General features: G+C 63.9%; 13 protein-coding genes. 4 read left to right on the top strand and 9 right to left on the bottom strand.

Going from position 1 to position 16,765, the window contains the following annotated elements; translation table 11 throughout:
* Nucleotides 1–59 precede the first annotated feature (59 nt).
* The 9 genes from IEY58_RS16830 to IEY58_RS16790 form a co-directional block, all read right to left on the bottom strand.
* Entirely contained in the window at nt 60–1,163 is a 1,104-nt protein-coding gene (locus IEY58_RS16830; protein WP_229743771.1) for a quaternary amine ABC transporter ATP-binding protein, read from the bottom strand.
* Complete coding sequence (locus tag IEY58_RS16825) at nt 1,099–1,986, bottom strand: ABC transporter permease (RefSeq protein WP_189047817.1); 888 nt, start codon at nt 1,984–1,986, stop codon at nt 1,099–1,101. The genes IEY58_RS16830 and IEY58_RS16825 overlap by 65 nt, the downstream gene beginning before the upstream one ends.
* A 108-nt stretch (nt 1,987–2,094) precedes the next feature.
* On the bottom strand, nt 2,095–3,099 hold the full coding sequence (locus tag IEY58_RS16820) for a glycine betaine ABC transporter substrate-binding protein (protein WP_189047816.1): 1,005 nt from the start codon (nt 3,097–3,099) through the stop codon (nt 2,095–2,097).
* 174 nt (nt 3,100–3,273) lie between these two features.
* Nucleotides 3,274–4,275, bottom strand: a complete 1,002-nt coding sequence (locus tag IEY58_RS16815; protein WP_189047814.1) for a GlxA family transcriptional regulator — start codon at nt 4,273–4,275, stop codon at nt 3,274–3,276.
* 226 nt (nt 4,276–4,501) lie between these two features.
* Nucleotides 4,502–7,063 (bottom strand): GcvT family protein, encoded by a 2,562-nt coding sequence (locus tag IEY58_RS16810; RefSeq protein WP_189047812.1) that lies wholly within the window; start codon nt 7,061–7,063, stop codon nt 4,502–4,504.
* Between the two features lie 85 nt (nt 7,064–7,148).
* Complete coding sequence (folD, locus tag IEY58_RS16805) at nt 7,149–8,033, bottom strand: bifunctional methylenetetrahydrofolate dehydrogenase/methenyltetrahydrofolate cyclohydrolase FolD (RefSeq protein ID WP_189047954.1); 885 nt, start codon at nt 8,031–8,033, stop codon at nt 7,149–7,151.
* Nucleotides 8,034–8,081: 48 nt separating this feature from the next.
* Complete coding sequence (purU, locus tag IEY58_RS16800) at nt 8,082–8,939, bottom strand: formyltetrahydrofolate deformylase (RefSeq protein ID WP_189047953.1); 858 nt, start codon at nt 8,937–8,939, stop codon at nt 8,082–8,084.
* Nucleotides 8,939–9,895: an electron transfer flavoprotein subunit alpha/FixB family protein gene (locus IEY58_RS16795; protein ID WP_189047810.1), complete on the bottom strand. Its 957-nt coding sequence runs from the start codon at nt 9,893–9,895 to the stop codon at nt 8,939–8,941. Before IEY58_RS16795 ends, purU begins: the two co-directional genes overlap by 1 nt.
* On the bottom strand, nt 9,895–10,641 hold the full coding sequence (locus IEY58_RS16790; protein WP_189047809.1) for an electron transfer flavoprotein subunit beta/FixA family protein: 747 nt from the start codon (nt 10,639–10,641) through the stop codon (nt 9,895–9,897). The genes IEY58_RS16795 and IEY58_RS16790 overlap by 1 nt, the downstream gene beginning before the upstream one ends.
* A 270-nt stretch (nt 10,642–10,911) precedes the next feature.
* On the opposite strand from IEY58_RS16790, the gene IEY58_RS16785 reads away from it, so the two are divergent.
* The 4 genes from IEY58_RS16785 (at nt 10,912) to IEY58_RS16770 (ending at nt 16,762) form a co-directional block, all read left to right on the top strand.
* Nucleotides 10,912–11,979, top strand: coding sequence for a GlxA family transcriptional regulator (locus IEY58_RS16785; protein WP_308422433.1), 1,068 nt, complete (start codon nt 10,912–10,914; stop codon nt 11,977–11,979).
* Between the two features lie 173 nt (nt 11,980–12,152).
* A complete protein-coding gene (locus tag IEY58_RS16780; RefSeq protein WP_189047805.1) occupies nt 12,153–13,406 on the top strand; it encodes a sarcosine oxidase subunit beta family protein in 1,254 nt (417 codons plus the stop codon).
* Nucleotides 13,407–13,418: 12 nt separating this feature from the next.
* Entirely contained in the window at nt 13,419–13,733 is a 315-nt protein-coding gene (locus tag IEY58_RS16775; protein ID WP_189047803.1) for a sarcosine oxidase subunit delta, read from the top strand.
* The gene (locus tag IEY58_RS16770; RefSeq protein ID WP_189047801.1) at nt 13,730–16,762 is read left to right on the top strand and encodes a sarcosine oxidase subunit alpha; all 3,033 of its coding nucleotides are present in this window, start codon (nt 13,730–13,732) and stop codon (nt 16,760–16,762) included. Before IEY58_RS16775 ends, IEY58_RS16770 begins: the two co-directional genes overlap by 4 nt.
* The last annotated feature ends 3 nt before the right edge of the window (nt 16,763–16,765 follow it).

Here is a 16,765-nt window from a genome sequence, read left to right as displayed (position 1 = left end):
AGATCGGCAGTGAGCGGTTGAGCAGGCCCAAGCGGCGGGACCGGCCCTGCCATGACGGATCAGGCGGAACCCGTGACCATGGCCGAGAGGATTCGGTGAAGCGAAACCGTCCCGATCTGGACGTCATGTCCATTGGTAACCACGAGGTGATTGGCCCCGACGGACACCAGGCGCTCTGCCGCAGATTCGAGCACCGTGCCAGCCGGAACCTTGACGTGCCCGGCTGTTTCGCCCTCGACCACAGGGCTCATGATCGTCTCGACCTGGATCACGCGTCCGCGATTGACGTGGCGGACGAAGCTCATGATGTAGTCGTTTGCGGGCTTGAGCACGATATCTTGCGCGGTTCCCTGCTGGACGACCTCGCCATCCCGCAGGATCGCGATGCGATCGCCGAGGCGCAGCGCCTCGTCCAGATCGTGGGTGATGAAGACGATCGTCTTCTTGATCTCCTTTTGGAGATCCAGAAGGATCGACTGCATATCGATGCGGATCAGCGGGTCGAGCGCCGAGAATGCCTCGTCCATGAGCAGGACGGGCGCATTGTTGGCCAGGGCACGCGCGAGACCGACCCGTTGCCGCATGCCGCCGGAAAGCTGGTTGGGATACCGCGTCTCGAACCCTTTCAGCCCGACGCGTTCCAGCCAGTGCATGGCGGCCTCGACCTGCTTGGCGCGCGGCAGCCCCTGAACCTCGAGGCCATAGACCGTGTTGTCCAGCACGGTGCGATGCGGCAGCAACCCGAAATTCTGGAACACCATCGCGGTCTTGAGGCGCCGGAATTCGCGCAGCTCGCGGGGCGACATCTTCACCACGTCATCGCCGCCGACCAGGATGGTTCCGACGCTGGGCTCGATCAATCGGTTGATATGACGGATCAGCGTCGACTTGCCGGAACCGGAGAGTCCCATGATGACCTGGATGCCGCCGGCCAACATCGAGATGTTGATGTTCCTGAGACCGACCACATGGCCGTGGTGCTGGATCATCTCCGTCTTGGTGATGCCCTGTTCAAGCAAAGGGACCATCTTCTGGGGATTGACGCCGAAGATCTTCGAAAGACCCTTGATTTCGATCCCGTAGCAGTTTTGCGGAGCCTCAGCCATGGACGACCTCCCGGTGCTTCTGGAGCCGCCGGCCGAAGGCCTGACTGACGCGGTCAAAGATGATCGCGATGCCGACGATAGCCAAGCCATTGAAGACCCCGAGCGTGAAATATTGATTGGCGATGGCCTTCAGCACGGGCTGCCCAAGTCCCTGCACGCCGATCATGGAGGCGATGACGACCATGGCGAGCGCCATCATGATCGTCTGGTTGATGCCGGCCATGATGGTCGGCAGGGCGAGTGGCAGCTGCACGTTCTTCAAACGCTGCCAGCTGGAAGAGCCGAACGCGTCGGCCGCCTCCAAAACCTCCTTGTCGACAAGGCGAATGCCGAGATTGGTCAATCGGATCATCGGCGGTATCGCGTAGATGACCACGGCGATCAGGCCCGGGACCTTGCCGATGCCGAGCAGCATGACCACCGGTATCAGATAGACGAAGCTCGGCATCGTCTGCATGACGTCGAGCACCGGATTGATCGCGCTCTGCAGCCTGTCAGAGCGCGACATGGCGATGCCAATGGGCATGCCGATCACAATCGAAAGCACGGTGCAGACGAAGATCATCGATATGGTCTTCATCGTATCGTCCCACATGTCGAAAAGGCCGATAACGACGAGGGTTGCGATGCTGCCAAGCACGATCCGCCAGCTATGGCTGGCGAACCATGCGATGGCAGCGATCAGCAGCAGAATGATCGGCCACGGCGTGGTGAGCATGAATTGTTCGGAATGGATGAGAAACTGCTGGAGCGGATTGAAGAAGGACTCAATTCCATCTCCATAAGCACGAGTAAAGGCGCGGAAGCCTTCATCGATGCCCTTCTTTAGCTTCTGGAGGAAATCATCGTCCAGATGCGGGAAGCTCGATAACCATTCCATAGCTGCTGTACCTTTTTGCACCGTGCTCTTTCCGGGCGAATCGCGCCGCGCCCGAGCACAAAGCCGAGCCACCGCCTCCGTTCGAGTCAGAAGACCCGGGTGTCAGGTCTACCTCACGGCCTTCTTGATCTTTTCAGCCGCATCCGCGGACACCCACTTGATCCAGATCGGCTCGTTGTTCTTGATGAAGTATTTCGCCGCATCATCGCCGGTCGCCTGGTTGTCGGTCATCCAGGCGAGGAGCTTGTTCACGGTGGTGGTCGACCAGCCACGAGCCTTCAAATAATTCATCACCGGCTCACCGGCCTTTGCCGCGAAACTCACCGACACCAGCGTCTGAACATGATCCTTCGACCAGGCGTTCGGCTTCGGATCCGGGCAGGTGGCAACGGTGTTGCAGCGCTTCCACTCGGCCGCATCGTGGGGGACGCCGGCGTCGAGCCTCACCATGTCGTATTTGCCGAGAATGGAGGTCGGGGACCAGTAGTAGCCCAGCCAGCCTTCCTTGTGCTCGTAGGCCTTGGCGATCGAGCCGTCGAGGCCGGCGGCAGAACCGGTATCGACCAGCACGAAGCCGGCCTTCTCCGCGCCATAGGCCTTGAAAAGCTGTGTCGTGACGACCGTCCCACCCCAGCCCTGCGGGCCGTTTATGACGGCACCCTTCGAGTGGTCCTCGGGTGCAGGGAACAGCTCGGGATGCTTGAGCGCATCGGCGATCGTCTTAATGTCGGGGTGAGCATCCGCGACGTATTTCGGGATGTACCAGCCCTGAATCGCGCCGTCCGTAATAGAATCGCCGGCGACGATCAGCTTCTTTTCGGTAACGCCGCGCTGCACGACGTCCGGCAGCAGATCGACCCACCCTTCCGGTGCGATGTCCGGCTTGCCCTTCTCGGTCATCGCGGTAATCGTCGGTACCGTATCGCCGACAATCACGGTGGCGTTGCAGCCATAGGCCGTGTTGAGGATGAACTTGTCCACGCTGGCCAGCGCCTCGGCGCTTTGCCAATTCATGCTGGCGATGGTCACTTCGCCGCATTGAGCCGCCTTGGCGGTTGTGGCCGAGGCGGCGAGCCCGATGGTCAGGCACGCTGCTGTCGCAAGATACTTCATTTGTTTTACCTCCCGTGGCGGTTTGGTTGACAATTATCGGCGCCACCACATTCGCCGACAGTCTTAGGCAGTAAAAACTCAACAGATTTAGGCAGAAAAGCGTCCAAGTCACCGGTACGAATACGCGGCAATATTTTATTCTTTTTGGTTCTTCGCGCCCTGGAGCAAGCCTGCCTAAGCAGCGCCGAGGGCTAAACTCTTATGTTTTCGCGTCTGCTGAGGCGAACAGCCGTAAGTTTCCCGGTAGCATTTCGAGAAATGAGACGCTGAGCTAAACCCACTCGCGATGGCCACCTCGACGATCGGGGTCGTCATCTGCGACAGCAGCAGCTTGGCGCGCTCCAGCCGCAGCTTCATGTAGTAGCGCGCGGGCGAGCAGCTGAGCTCGTTCCTGAACAGGCGCTCGATCTGCCGCCGCGTAAGCCGTATCCCCACCATCAGCTCGTCGACCGGAAGCGGCTCCGTCAGCGTCTCCTGCATTCGCTCGATCAGGCTCGTGATCTCGGGGTGAAGCGCTCCAGTTCGGCGAGCGAACGGCAGCCGCTGCCGGTCCGAGGGACTGCGGACGCGGTCGACGAACGCGAGCTCGCACACGCCGCTGACGACGACTTCGCCAAAATCCCGCTGAATGATGTGAAGCATCATGTCGAAAGATGCCGTCCCGCCGGCACAGGTGTGAATGCCGCCATCGATTGCGAAGAGACTGGTCCTGACGCAGGCACCTCTGAATTGTTCGACGAAGCTCGGAAAGTTCTCCCAATGGATCACGCATTTTTTGTCGTCGAGCAGCTTCGCCCGGGCGAGGATATGCGCTCCCGTGCACAGGCTCGCGATCGCCACCCCGTTCTGCCGGCACTCCCGCAACCAAGCTTCCGTCGGCTTGTTGGCATGCCGTTCCACATGGTGGCCGGCACAGATCACCGTCATGAAGGGCCGCTGCCCGCGCGCGAGCATCTGGCGCTCGGCCGCAACGTCATTGTCGGTGTCGAACGAAACGCCACAACTCGCCCAAACCTTGCCGCCGTCGGCAGAAACGAGCCGCCAGGCATAGGCTTCGTACCCAAGGACGTAATTGGCCAGTCGCAGCGCTTCAACCGCAGATGAAAAGGCCAGCAACGTGAAGTCAGGCACGAGATAAAATACGAACAAACGTTGCCTGGTAACGACGGTGTCCATGGCGCTTCACCACTAAGCCACGAGAGGCAGTACACGTCTTGGGAAGGGGCACATCATCAGTCTGCGATAGGATATCCCGCACCCCGAAGCTCGAAAGAACATTTGCGTCACAATCACGGTCGATTTGGGACAGCCGGGCGCCCCGGGCCGCTGCCCGTTCGCCATCACCGGACGGAGCCGCATTCTCCTTAGGGAGAAGGCGGGCCCCGATCGGCGCGTGAAAGTCTCAGCTTCTCGGCTTCAGGTTGTCCGGGTCATAGAGCGGCTTGTAGCCGACCGAGGCCACTTCGACCGGATAGAGCTCCCCGAAGTACTCGACCACCAGCTTGCGCCCTGCCTGGCAATGGGACCAGGGCAGGTACGCGAGCGCGATGTTCTTTCCGATCGTCGGCCCGAAGGCGATCGACGTCGTGTAGGAACGACGGCCGTGCGCGTCGACGAGAGTCTCGCCCGTTTCCGGCTCGATGACCGGCAACGTGCCGACCGGATACCGCGCCACCCCCGTCTTATCCACATTGTTGATCATTACCAGCGTGCATAGCATGGCAGGCTGATGCTCGCGCGCCCGGTACTCGAGGTGCTTGGCCTTGCCGCAAAACTCGGCGTCCTTGACCTTGGGGCGGGCGAGATCGGCTTCGAGCAGATTGTATTCGGTCAGTAGATCGGCGTTTTGCAGGCGAAGGCTTTTTTCCATGCGGCGAGTATTCGCGTAAGTCTCGACGCCGACCGCGATCACACCGGTCGAGCGCAGCGCATCCCAGACGGCGAGGCCATCCTCGTAGCGCATGTGGAGCTCCCAGCCCTGCTCGCCCACATAGGAGATGCGGAAGGCGGTCACATCTTTCCCGGCAATCCGGATCGGCTTGATTGCGGCGAACGGAAAATTCGCCGACAGGAGTCCGTCGGGGTCGTCGACCACCTTCTGCAGGTTCACGCGGGCATTGGGCCCCCAAAAGCCGATGGTGACGAACCTTTCCGAGACATCGGTGATCGTGACATCGAAGCCTTTGTCCTCGGCCGTGCGCTTCAGGTAGTTGAAGTCGCGCGGGCCCGCATCGGCACCGTCCACGATGCGGCAACGGTCCGCCATGCGGAAGACTGTCAGGTCGGCGCGCACCATGCCTTCCTGATCCAGGAAATGCGTATAGATGCCCTTGCCGATGTTGGCGTCGCCACCGATCTTCGCGGCGCAGACCCACTCCATCAAGGCGACGTGATCGGGTCCTTCGACATCGTACATGGCGAAGTGCGAGAGGTTGATGATGCCGCAATCGTCGCTGAGCGCCAGATGCTCGGCGTTGGACACGCGCCAGAAATGCCGGCCGTCCCACTCGTTCTCGCGTACCGGCACACGGTCGGCATACTTGTCCAGCAGGTGTTCGTTGGCCGCATAGCCATGCGCGCGCTCCCAACCGCCCAGTTCCATGAAATAGCCGCCGAGCGCCTTTTCACGCTCGTAGAACGGGGAGCGGCGGACATTGCGCCCGCCGGCGAACGGCTCGCGCGGGTGGACCGCCGGGTTATAGATCTTCATCGCGGTTTCGGTGCACCGCTCGAAGATGTGCTGCTCTTCCAACTGGTGCGGATTGAAGCGCGCATAGTCGATGCGGTTGTGGTCGATCGGCGTCCGGCCGTCCGTCATCCAGTCGGCGATCAACTTGCCCATGCCGGGCCCGTCCTTCACCCAGATGCCGACGGCGTACCAGAGCCCCCTCACCTTCTGGCTCTCGCCCATGGACGGGCCGCCATCCGTGGTGGTCTGCAGCAGGCCGTTGAACGAGTGGCCCTCGTTGTAGCCAAGCTCGCCCAGGATCGGCGTCAGCTCCATGGCGCGCTCGAGCGGCGCCAGGATCTGCTCCATGTCGAGATCGCGCTGCGAAGGCGACAGCCGCGCCTCCTCCTTCTCCAGAAGATCGCGCGGGTGCACCAGGCGCGGATTTTTCTCCTCGTAATAGCCCCACTCGATCTGCCCGCCTTCAGCAGTTCTGGGATCGCCCGTATCGCGCATATAGGCCGAGTTGCCCTGATCCCGCAGCAAGGGCCAGCCGATCTCCTTGCCCGTGCCGGCGAACTCGTTATACGGACCGAAGAAGGTCAGCGGATGATCGACCGGCATGACCGGCAGGTCCTCCCCGGCCATCGCCGCGATCAGCCGGCCCCAGAGGCCGGCGCAGACGACCACGTAGTCGGCCCTGACCGTGCCGCGGTCGGTCACCACGCCCGTGATCCGACCCTTCTCGATGATGAGCGAGCGGGCCGAGGTGTTGGCGAAGGCGGTGAGCTTGCTGGCGGCAACGCCCTGGTCGACGAGCTTGCCGGTCACGGTCTGCGAGCGAGGGATGACGAGGCCGGCGTCGGGGTCCCAGAGTCCGCCCTGCACCAGGCTCTCCTCGATCAGCGGAAATTTTTCCTTGATCTCGGCCGGCTCGATAAGGCGGGCCCTGGTGCCGAAAGCCTTGCCGGACGCGACCTTGCGCTTGATCTCGTCCATGCGCGCATCATCGCCGACGCGCGCGACCTCGATGCCGCCGACACGCGCGTAATGGCCCATCTTCTCGTAAAACTCGATGGAGTAGAGCGTGGTCCAGCACGACAGGAAGTCGTGGCTCGTCGTGTAGCAGAAATCCGAGGCGTGCGCCGTCGAGCCGATGTCGGTCGGGATCGCCGACTTGTCGATGCCGACAATGTCGGTCCAGCCGCGCTCGATCAGATGATGGGCGACGGAAGCGCCGACGATCCCGCCCAAGCCGACGATGACGACCTTCGCGGTCTCCGGGAAACCTGTCATGGCACACTCCTCTTAGTATGGGTGGCGGGACCGTAAGCGGATGCGGGCGAACGAGCGAAGCGGCGCTCCCATCTCCTGGGCGCGGCTAGCATAGTTGCGGCACCGCCAACCGGCTTCTGCGGTGCGCCGCCACCACCGTGTTGTGCATCAAGGTCATGATGGTCATCGGCCCCACGCCGCCCGGCACAGGCGTGATCGCGGCGGCCGTCTGCATCGCAGCCTCGAACTCGACATCGCCGACAAGCTTCTTCTTGCCGCCCCGCTCGACGCGGGTGGTTCCGACATCGATCACTGTTGCGCCGGGCTTGATCCAATCGCCCTTGATCATCTCGGCCTGCCCAACAGCGGCCACAACGATGTCGGCCTGCCTGACCTTGTCCGGCAGATTGCGGGTTCGGGAGTGCGCGATGGTGACCGTGCAATTCGCCCGCAGCAGCAAGGCCGCCATGGGCTTGCCGACGAGGATCGAGCGGCCGACCACGATCGCATCGAGGCCCGACAAGTCCCCCAGTTGGGCCTGGAGCAGCATGAGGCAGCCGAGGGGCGTGCAGGAGATGAGACCGGAGAGGCCGGCCGTGAGCCGCCCGGCGTTTTCCGGATGCAACCCGTCGACGTCCTTGCTCGGGTCGATCGCTGAAACGACCGCATTCTCGTCGAGGTGCTTCGGCAGCGGAAGCTGGACGAGAATGCCGTCGACCGCGTCATCCGCGTTCAAATCCGTGACGAGGCGCAGCAGGTCCTCCTGCTTCGTGTCGCTCGGGAGGATATGCTCGAAGCTGCGCATGCCGAGTTCGCGCGTCTTCAGCACTTTGCTGCGCACATAGATTTCGCTGGCGGGATCAGAGCCGACCAGGACGACGGCGAGCCCGGGCAGACGGCCAGTTGCGGTATTGAACGAGGGAACCGCTGCCGTGATCTTGCTGGCAAGACCGTTGGCATAGGCCTTCCCGTCGATGATTTTGGCACTCATTGGCTTCTCTTCCGGGATCTTCGTGAGGGCCTGATCCACCGCTCGCAGCTATGGCGCGAAGACGACGGTGCGGTGGCGGTTCAGCATGACCCGCCCTTCCAGGTGATACTTGACCGCCCGTGCGAGGACGCGTGCTTCGATATCCCGCCCCGCGGCAACGAAGTCCTCCGACGTCATGCCGTGGCTGACGCGCTCCGTCTCCTGCTCGATGATCGGCCCTTCGTCGAGATCCGCCGTCACGTAGTGGGCCGTGGCGCCGATCAGCTTGACGCCGCGCTCATGCGCCTGGTGATAGGGCTTGGCGCCCTTGAAGCTCGGCAGGAACGAATGGTGGATGTTGATGATCATGCCGAACAGGCGATTGGACAGCGTGTTCGACAGCACCTGCATATATCGAGCGAGGATGACGAGCTCGGCCCCTGTCTCCCTCACGAGATGCAACAGCCTTTCCTCCTGCTCGTCCTTGTTTTCCTTGTTCACCGGCCAGTAGTGATAAGGGATATTCTTGCTCTCGGCCGAGACCCGCGAACCTTCGTGGTTCGACACGATGGCGACGACTTCCGCGTTCAGCCAACCGACCTGGATCTGATAGAGCAGATGCAAGAGAGCATGGTCGAACTTGGAGACCATGATGATGATCTTTGGCCGGCGCGACAAATCGTCGAGACCGACCTTCATGCCGAAGCGCTCCGACGCCGGCTTCAAGGCAAGCTCCAGCGCGGCCCGATCGACGGTTGCCGGCGTGCTGAACGCGACCCTCAGGAAAAACCGGTTGGTCTGCCGATCCCAGAATTGATTGGATTCGACAATGTTGGCGCCCCGGGCCGCCAGCTCCGTCGTCACAGCGGCGATGATGCCGGCTTGGTCGTCGCAGGTCAGTTTGAGGAGGAAGGAGTTCTCGGACATCATGACTTGCCTTCTGGCAGCGTTGCTTGAAGTTCCCGATCCAGCTGCGGCAGGATTTCGAACAGGTCGCCGACCAGGCCGTAGTCGGCGATCCGAAAGATCGGCGCCTCCTCGTCCTTGTTGATGGCGACGATGACTTTCGAGTCCTTCATGCCGGCCAGATGCTGGATGGCGCCGGAGATGCCGACGGCGATGTAGAGTTCGGGCGCCACGATCTTGCCGGTCTGGCCCACCTGCCAGTCGTTCGGCGCGTAGCCGGCATCGACCGCCGCCCGCGACGCTCCCATGGCGGCGCCGAGCTTGTCGGCGACCGGTGCTATCACCTTGGCGAAGTTCTCGGCTGAACCCAGCGCACGGCCGCCCGAGACGACGATCTTCGCCGAGGCCAGCTCCGGGCGATCGGACTTTGCAACCTGCTCGCCCTTGAAGCGCGAGGAGCCTGGGTTCGCCGCGCCGGAGACGATCTCGATTGCAGCCGAGCCGCCCTCGCCGGCCGCCGCGAAGGAGGCGGTGCGGATGGTGAGCAGCCGCTTCGCCTCGGTGCTCTGCACCGTCTGGATGGCGTTCCCGGCATAGATCGGGCGCTCGAAGGTGTCGGGCGAGACGACCTTGATCACGTCCGAGACCTGCATCACGTCGAGCAAGGCGGCGACGCGCGGCAGCACGTTCTTGCCCGCCGTGGTCGAGGGCGCGACGATGGCGTCGTAGCCATCGGCCAGGCTGACGATCAGCGCCGCGAGCGGCTCGGCCAGCGCGTGGCCGTAAGCCGGGTCGTCCGCCAGCAGCACCTTCTCGACGCCGGCAAGCTTGCCGGCGGCGTCCGCAACAGCCCTGGCGCCTTCGCAGGCAACGAGGATATGGACGGGCGCGCCCAACTCCTTGGCGGCGGTCAGTGCCTTCGCCGTCGCGTCCTTGAGCGAGCTGTTGTCGTGCTCGGCGATCAGCAGCGTGGTCATCAGATCACCCCGGCGGCCTTGAGTTTGGAAACGAGTTCGGCGGTATTCGCGACCTTGACGCCGGCGGTGCGACCGACGGGCTCCGCCGTCTTCAGGACCTTGAGGCGCGGACTGACGTTGACGCCGAGCGCCTCGGCCGTCGTCTCGTCGAGCGGCTTCTTCTTCGCCTTCATGATGCTGGGCAGCGAGGCGTAGCGCGGCTCGTTCAGGCGCAGATCCGTGGTCACGATGGCCGGCAGATCGAGCGAGACCGTCTGCAGGCCGCCATCGACCTCGCGCGTCACGTCGACCGAACCGTCGCCGACCACGAGCTTCGAGGCGAAGGTCCCCTGGGGCCGGCCGAGCAGGGCGGCCAGCATCTGGCCGGTCTGGTTGCAGTCGTCGTCGATCGCTTGCTTGCCGAGGATGATAAGGCCAGGGTTTTCCTGCTCCGCCACCTTCTTCAGCAGCTTGGCGACGGCCAGCGGCTCGACGACGCCATCGACCTTGACCAGGATGCCGCGATCGGCGCCCATGGCGAGGCTGGTGCGGATCGTCTCGGCGGCCTGGGCCGGGCCGATCGAGACCACGACCACTTCCGTCGCCTTGCCCGCCTCTTTCAGACGCAGCGCCTCTTCGACCGCGATCTCGTCGAACGGGTTCATCGACATCTTCACGTTGGCGAGCTCTACACCGGCGCCATCCGCCTTCACACGGATCTTCACGTTGTAGTCAACCACCCGCTTTACGGGCACCAAGACCTTCATATTTGGTTCCCTTTTTACCGGCTTATTACGCAAGAACCTGGGAAAAGGTGACGTTGTCTATATTTTATTTGGAGTTCCATCTTGCGACCGGGGCGCGTGGCATCGCTCCGTTCGAAAGCATCAGTCGAGGACATGAAGACGAAGGTCGAGCCTTGGCTCATTCCCACGCGATATGATGGGAATATTGCGACATTGCCCGATGCTGGACAGAATATTTGCGTCAAAGTAGGATGATCGGCACGACATGCGCTGCATTCGACATGCGCTGCGATGGGAGAGCGTATGGAAGTTGCCAGCGAAAGCGGCATCGCCTCTAGGAACCTTGAGACCGGCCGGCACTGGAGGGCATCCGCGGCCAGGCCACGCCTGTCAGTGGGATTTATCCTTGCCCGGCGCTTCACGCTTTGCGCCTTCGCCAATTTCGTCGACGTCCTCCGGCTCGCCGCCGATGAGGGCGATCGCAGCCGGCAGATCCTGTGCCGTTGGGCAATCCTGTCCGACACGATGAGCGCGCTGCCGTCGAGTAGCGGCGTGCTGGTGCAGCCGAACGAGCGGCTGGGCGACCCGAGGGATTTCGACTACATCGTCGTCGTCGGCGGATTGATCGACGAAATTCCCAATCTGAGCCCGGAATACACCCGATATCTGCGGCGGGCCGCCGAGGCCGGCGTGCCGCTGGTCGGCGTCTGCACCGGCGCCTTCATCCTGCACCGGGCCGGCCTGATGGATGGCTACCGCTGCTGCATCAGCTGGTTCCATCATGCGGATTTCCTCGAGCAGTTCGACGGGCTCGAGCCCGTTTCCGACCAGATCTTCATCGTGGATCGCGATCGCCTGACCTGCTCGGGTGGGGCAAGTTCGGCCCATCTCGCAGCGTATCTCGTGGAGAAGCATGTCGGTTGCGCGCAGGCGAGCAAGAGCCTGCACATCATGATCATCGACGAGGCGATGAGGGCCGAGAAGCCTCAGCCGGGCATTCCGCTGACCCTCAGAACCGACGATCCGGTGGTCAAGAAGGCCCTGCTGCTGATGCAGCAGAACTTCGACATGCCGCTCTCGGTGGCCGAGATCGCGCGGCGTTTGGGAACGGGCAAGCGCCAGCTGGAACGGCATTTCAGGCACGCGCTCGGCAGTTCGCCACAAGCGGCGTGCCTAGAAATGCGGCTGTCGCTCGCCCTTCATCTGCTCGAACACTCAGAAAAATCGGTGGCACTCATCGCCGCGGAATGCGGCTTCTGTGACACGTCCCATCTCAGCCGGATGTTCCGCCGCCGCTTTGCCGCGACGCCGCAGGAATTCCGCAAGGCGCACCCAGCGGCTTCGCTGGCCGAGGCATAGAAGCTGTCCCTGAAGCATTGAGCAGTTTGGGGGCTCGCGATATGCCCCCCCGCCCGCCGCCGCGGCCGCTGACCGCCCGCGCGTCGTATGGGTGACATCCATCTGACGCAAATATTCTGTCCCGCACCCGGCGGTGCCGCAATACTTCGGCCAAGTAAAATTCCGGGGGCACGATGACCCGCTTTTCCTTTCTGTCGCTGCTTTCCAACGCGCTCACTGCCAACAAGAACTGGCAGCCGCAATGGCCCGACGCCGAGCCGAAGGCGGAGTACGACGCGATCATCGTCGGTGCGGGCGGCCATGGGCTTGGTGCCGCCTATTACCTCGCCAAGGAGCACGGCCTCACCAACATCGCCGTGATCGACAAGGGCTGGCTGGGCGGTGGCAATACCGGCCGCAACACCACGATCATTCGCTCCAACTATCTCTATGACGAAAGCGCCATGCTCTATGAGCATGCGATGAAGCTGTGGGAAGGCCTCGCCCAGGAGCTCAACTACAACGTCATGTTCTCGCAGCGCGGCGTGATGATGCTCGCGCACAATGTTCATGACGTGCAGAGCTTCAAGCGTCACATCCACTCGAACCGGCTGAATGGCATCGACAACGAGTGGCTGACGCCGGAGCAGGCCAAGGAATACTGCCCGCCGCTCAACATAGCGGCCAACGCCCGCTATCCGGTCATGGGCGCCGCACTCCAGCGCCGCGGCGGCGTCGCCCGCCACGATGCCGTGGCCTGGGGCTACGCCCGCGGCGCCGCAGCGCTGGGCGTCGACATCATTCAGAACTGCCCGGTGACGGCGATCCGCCGCGGCGTGTCCGGCGGGGTCATCGGTGTCGAGACCGCCAAGGGCTTCATCAAGGCGAAGAAGGTCGCGGTCTCGGCCGCCGGCAACACATCGGTGGTGATGGATACGGCCGGCGTGCGGTTGCCGCTGGAGAGCTTCCCGTTGCAGGCGCTGGTGTCGGAACCGGTGAAGCCGATTTTCCCGTGCGTGGTCATGTCCAACACCGTGCACGCGTATATCTCGCAGTCGGACAAGGGCGAGCTCGTCATCGGCTCCGGCACTGATCAATACATCTCTTACAGCCAGCGCGGGGGCCTGCCGCTGATCGAGCACACGGTGGCGGCGATCTGCGAAGTGTTCCCGATCTTCAGCCGCATGCGCATGCTGCGCAAATGGGGCGGCATCGTCGACGTGACGCCCGACCGCTCGCCCATTCTCGGCAAGACGCCGGTGCCCGGCCTCTATGTCAACTGCGGCTGGGGCACGGGCGGCTTCAAGGCGACGCCGGGCTCGGCGCATGTGTTCGCCCACACCATCGCGCGCGACGAGCCGCACCCGATCAACGCGCCCTTCACGCTCGAGCGCTTCACCACCGGTCGACTGATCGACGAGGCGGCCGCTGCCGCCGTCGCCCACTGAGAGCACCCAAACATGCTGCTCATCCGCTGCCCCTATTGCCAGGCCGAGCGCCCGGAACTCGAATTCACCTATGCCGGCGAGGCTCACATCGCCCGTCCGCTCGATCCCTCGAAGCTGACGGACGATGAGTGGCGGGATTTCCTCTACACCCGCTCGAACCCGCGCGGCATCCATGCCGAGCGCTGGCGCCACCAGCACGGCTGCGGCCGGTTCTTCAACGCGTTGCGCGACACCGTCAGCGACAAATTCCTGGCGACCTACAAGGCCGGCCTGCCCCGCCCGAGCGAACTTCCGAGCGAAGCCGAACTCGAGGAAGCCCGGTCATGACCAGCTATCGCATCCCCGGCCGAGGCCGGATCGACTACGGCAAGAAGGTCCGCTTCACCTTCAACGGCATCGCCTATGACGGTTTCGAGGGCGATACGCTCGCCTCGGCCCTGCTCGCCAACGGCGTCCATCTCGTCGGCCGCTCGTTCAAGTACCATCGGCCGCGCGGCATCCTGTCGGCCGGTTCGGAGGAGCCCAACGCGCTGGTCGGCACCGATCGCGGAGCGGGCCGGTTCGAGCCCAACACACGGGCAACCGTGCTGGAGGTGTTCGATGGGCTTCGCGCCAGCAGCCAGAACCACTGGCCATCGCTGGAGCGCGACATCGGCGCGGTCAACGACGCGTTCCACAGGCTGTTCGCCGCCGGCTTCTACTACAAGACCTTCATGTGGCCGAAGTCGTTCTGGAACAAGGTCTATGAGCCGTTTATCCGAGGTGCTGCCGGCCTCGGCAAGTCGCCGACGGAGCCCGACCCGGACAGCTATGCCAGCCGTTTCGCTCATTGCGATGTGCTGGTGATCGGCGCAGGTCCTGCGGGTCTTGCGGCGGCACTCGAAAGCGGCCGCAGCGGCGCCAAGGTCATGCTCGTCGACGAGCAGGCCGAGCTCGGCGGCTCGCTTCTGTCCGAGACGGACGCCACGGTCGATGACCTGTCCGGATGGGGCTGGCTCGCGAACGTCACCGCCGAGCTCGCGGCGCTGAAAAACGTCACGGTCCTGCCCCGCACCACGGCGATCGGCTATTACCACCAGAATTTCGTCGGCCTCTGCCAGCGCTTGACCGACCACCTCGCCAACCCGCCGCAAGGCGCGCCGCGCGAGCGGATGTGGAAGGTGCGCGCCAGGCAGGTCGTGTTGGCGCAGGGTGCCATCGAGAAGCCGCTCGTCTTCGACGGCAACGACCGTCCGGGCGTCATGCTCGCCGGTGCCGCGCGCAGCTATCTCAACCGCTATGGCGTCAGGGTCGGCGAGCGCCCGGTCGTCGTCACCTCCCATGACAGCGCCTGGCTGGCGGCCTTCGATCTGGCCCGGGCCGGCGTCAAGGTGGCGGCCATCGTCGACATCCGGCCCGCGGTTGCGAGCCACCTGACATCGCAGGCCGCCACGCTGGGCATCGAGGTCCTGCTCGGTTGGACCGCGACCGCGACCAGCGGTCGGCTCCGCATCGCCGCCGTGCGCGTCAATCCGGTGAGCCGTGCCGGCGCGGTCGGCGAGGCCCGAACGATCGCCTGCGATACGCTGCTGATGAGCGGCGGCTGGACCCCGAGCGTGCACCTGTTCTCGCACACGAAAGGCAAGCTCGAGTGGAACGAGGAGCTTCAGGCCTTCCTGCCGGGCGAGCACGCGGAGGCAAGCCGCTGTGCCGGTGCCTGCAACGGCTCCTTTGGCCTTGCGACAGCACTGGGCGAAGGTGCCGCGGCGGGGCTGGCAGCGGCGGCCAATGCCGGCTTCAAGGCTTCGGCCACAAGGGTGGACCGCGCGGCCAAGACCAGGGTCGAGATCTACAGGGTCGAGGGTGAGGAGCGGCTCACCGGCGTCAGCAATCGCGAATTGCCGACCGACCGGAACGCGTCGAGCGCCAGGGCCTTCGTCGATTTCCAGAATGACGTGACCGCAAAGGACATTCGCCTGGCGGTGCGCGAAGGCTTCAGGTCGATCGAGCACATCAAGCGCTACACCACGACGGGCATGGCGACCGACCAGGGCAAGACGTCCAACATCAACGGCCTCGCCATCGCCTCGGATGCGGTCAAGAAGCCCGTACCCGCGGTTGGCCTGACCACCTTCCGCCCGCCCTATACGCCAACCACGTTCGGCGCGTTCATCGGCTACAACCGCGGCGAATTGTTCGAGGTCACGCGCAAGACGCCGATCGACGGCTGGGCCGAGGAGAACGGCGCCGTCTTCGAGCCGGTGTCGCTCTGGCGCCGCGCCTGGTACTTCCCGCGCAAGGGCGAGGACATGCATGCCGCCGTGGCGCGGGAATGCAAGGCGGTGCGCGAGTCGCTCGGCATCTTCGACGCCTCGACCTTGGGCAAGATCGAGATCGTCGGCCCGGACGCGGCCGAATTCATGAACCGGATGTACACGAACGCCTGGACCAAGCTCGCCCCCGGCCGCTGCCGCTATGGCGTGCTCCTGGGCGAGGATGGCTTCATCCGCGACGACGGCGTGATCGGCCGCCTGACCAGCGACCGCTTCCACGTGACGACGACCACGGGCGGTGCCGCCCGCGTGCTGGCCATGATGGAGGACTACCTCCAGACCGAATGGCCGGACCTCAAGGTCTGGCTGACGTCGACCACCGAGCAATGGGCGGTCATCGCGCTCAACGGCCCGAACGCGCGCCGGCTGATCGAGCCGCTCGTCGAAGGCATCGACCTCTCCGACGAGGCGTTCCCTCATATGTCGGTGGCGGAAGGCCGCATCTGCGGCACGCCGATGCGGCTGTTCCGCGTGAGCTTCACCGGCGAGCGCGGATACGAGATCAACGTGCCGGCGCGCTTCGGCCGCGCCATCTGGGAACGGCTTTATCAGGCGGGGCAGGCCTACGGCATCACGCCGTACGGCACCGAGACCATGCACGTTCTCAGGGCCGAAAAAGGCTACATCATCGTCGGCCAGGACACGGATGGCACGCTCACGCCGGACGACGCCGGGCTTGGCTGGGCGATCGGCAAGACGAAGCCGGACTTCGTCGGCAAGCGCTCGCTCGCCCGGCCGGACATGCTGAAGCCCGACCGCAAGCAGCTCGTCGGCCTCTTGACCCAGGACCCGAAGGTCGTTCTGGAGGAAGGCGCCCAGATCGTGCTGGATCCGCACCAGCCGCTGCCGATGAAGATGGTCGGCCACGTCACCTCCGCCTATTGGAGTGCCGCGCTCGGACGCTCGATCGCCTTCGCGGTGATCGAAGGGGGACGGGCACTCGAGGGACGGACCGTACACATCCCGATGCCCGACCGCACCCATGCGGCCAGCATCACCGGAATGGTCTTCGTCGATCCCGAGAACAAGCGGCTGAGCGCATAGGAG

The organism is Aliidongia dinghuensis (genome assembly GCF_014643535.1).
GTDB lineage: Bacteria > Pseudomonadota > Alphaproteobacteria > ATCC43930 > CGMCC-115725 > Aliidongia > Aliidongia dinghuensis.
This window is presented reverse-complemented; position numbering and strand designations above follow the sequence as displayed.

What these genes read in the sequence shown, in the direction of transcription:
- IEY58_RS16825 (WP_189047817.1), bottom strand. Translation starts at nt 1,986, where the DNA reads ATGGAATGGTTATCGAGCTTCCCGCATCTGGACGATGATTTCCTCCAG.
- IEY58_RS16820 (WP_189047816.1), bottom strand. Translation starts at nt 3,099, where the DNA reads ATGAAGTATCTTGCGACAGCAGCGTGCCTGACCATCGGGCTCGCCGCC.
- IEY58_RS16815 (WP_189047814.1), bottom strand. Translation starts at nt 4,275, where the DNA reads ATGGACACCGTCGTTACCAGGCAACGTTTGTTCGTATTTTATCTCGTG.
- IEY58_RS16810 (WP_189047812.1), bottom strand. Translation starts at nt 7,063, where the DNA reads ATGACAGGTTTCCCGGAGACCGCGAAGGTCGTCATCGTCGGCTTGGGC.
- folD (WP_189047954.1), bottom strand. Translation starts at nt 8,033, where the DNA reads ATGAGTGCCAAAATCATCGACGGGAAGGCCTATGCCAACGGTCTTGCC.
- purU (WP_189047953.1), bottom strand. Translation starts at nt 8,939, where the DNA reads ATGTCCGAGAACTCCTTCCTCCTCAAACTGACCTGCGACGACCAAGCC.
- IEY58_RS16795 (WP_189047810.1), bottom strand. Translation starts at nt 9,895, where the DNA reads ATGACCACGCTGCTGATCGCCGAGCACGACAACAGCTCGCTCAAGGAC.
- IEY58_RS16790 (WP_189047809.1), bottom strand. Translation starts at nt 10,641, where the DNA reads ATGAAGGTCTTGGTGCCCGTAAAGCGGGTGGTTGACTACAACGTGAAG.
- IEY58_RS16785 (WP_308422433.1), top strand. Translation starts at nt 10,912, where the DNA reads ATGGGAGAGCGTATGGAAGTTGCCAGCGAAAGCGGCATCGCCTCTAGG.
- IEY58_RS16780 (WP_189047805.1), top strand. Translation starts at nt 12,153, where the DNA reads ATGACCCGCTTTTCCTTTCTGTCGCTGCTTTCCAACGCGCTCACTGCC.
- IEY58_RS16775 (WP_189047803.1), top strand. Translation starts at nt 13,419, where the DNA reads ATGCTGCTCATCCGCTGCCCCTATTGCCAGGCCGAGCGCCCGGAACTC.
- IEY58_RS16770 (WP_189047801.1), top strand. Translation starts at nt 13,730, where the DNA reads ATGACCAGCTATCGCATCCCCGGCCGAGGCCGGATCGACTACGGCAAG.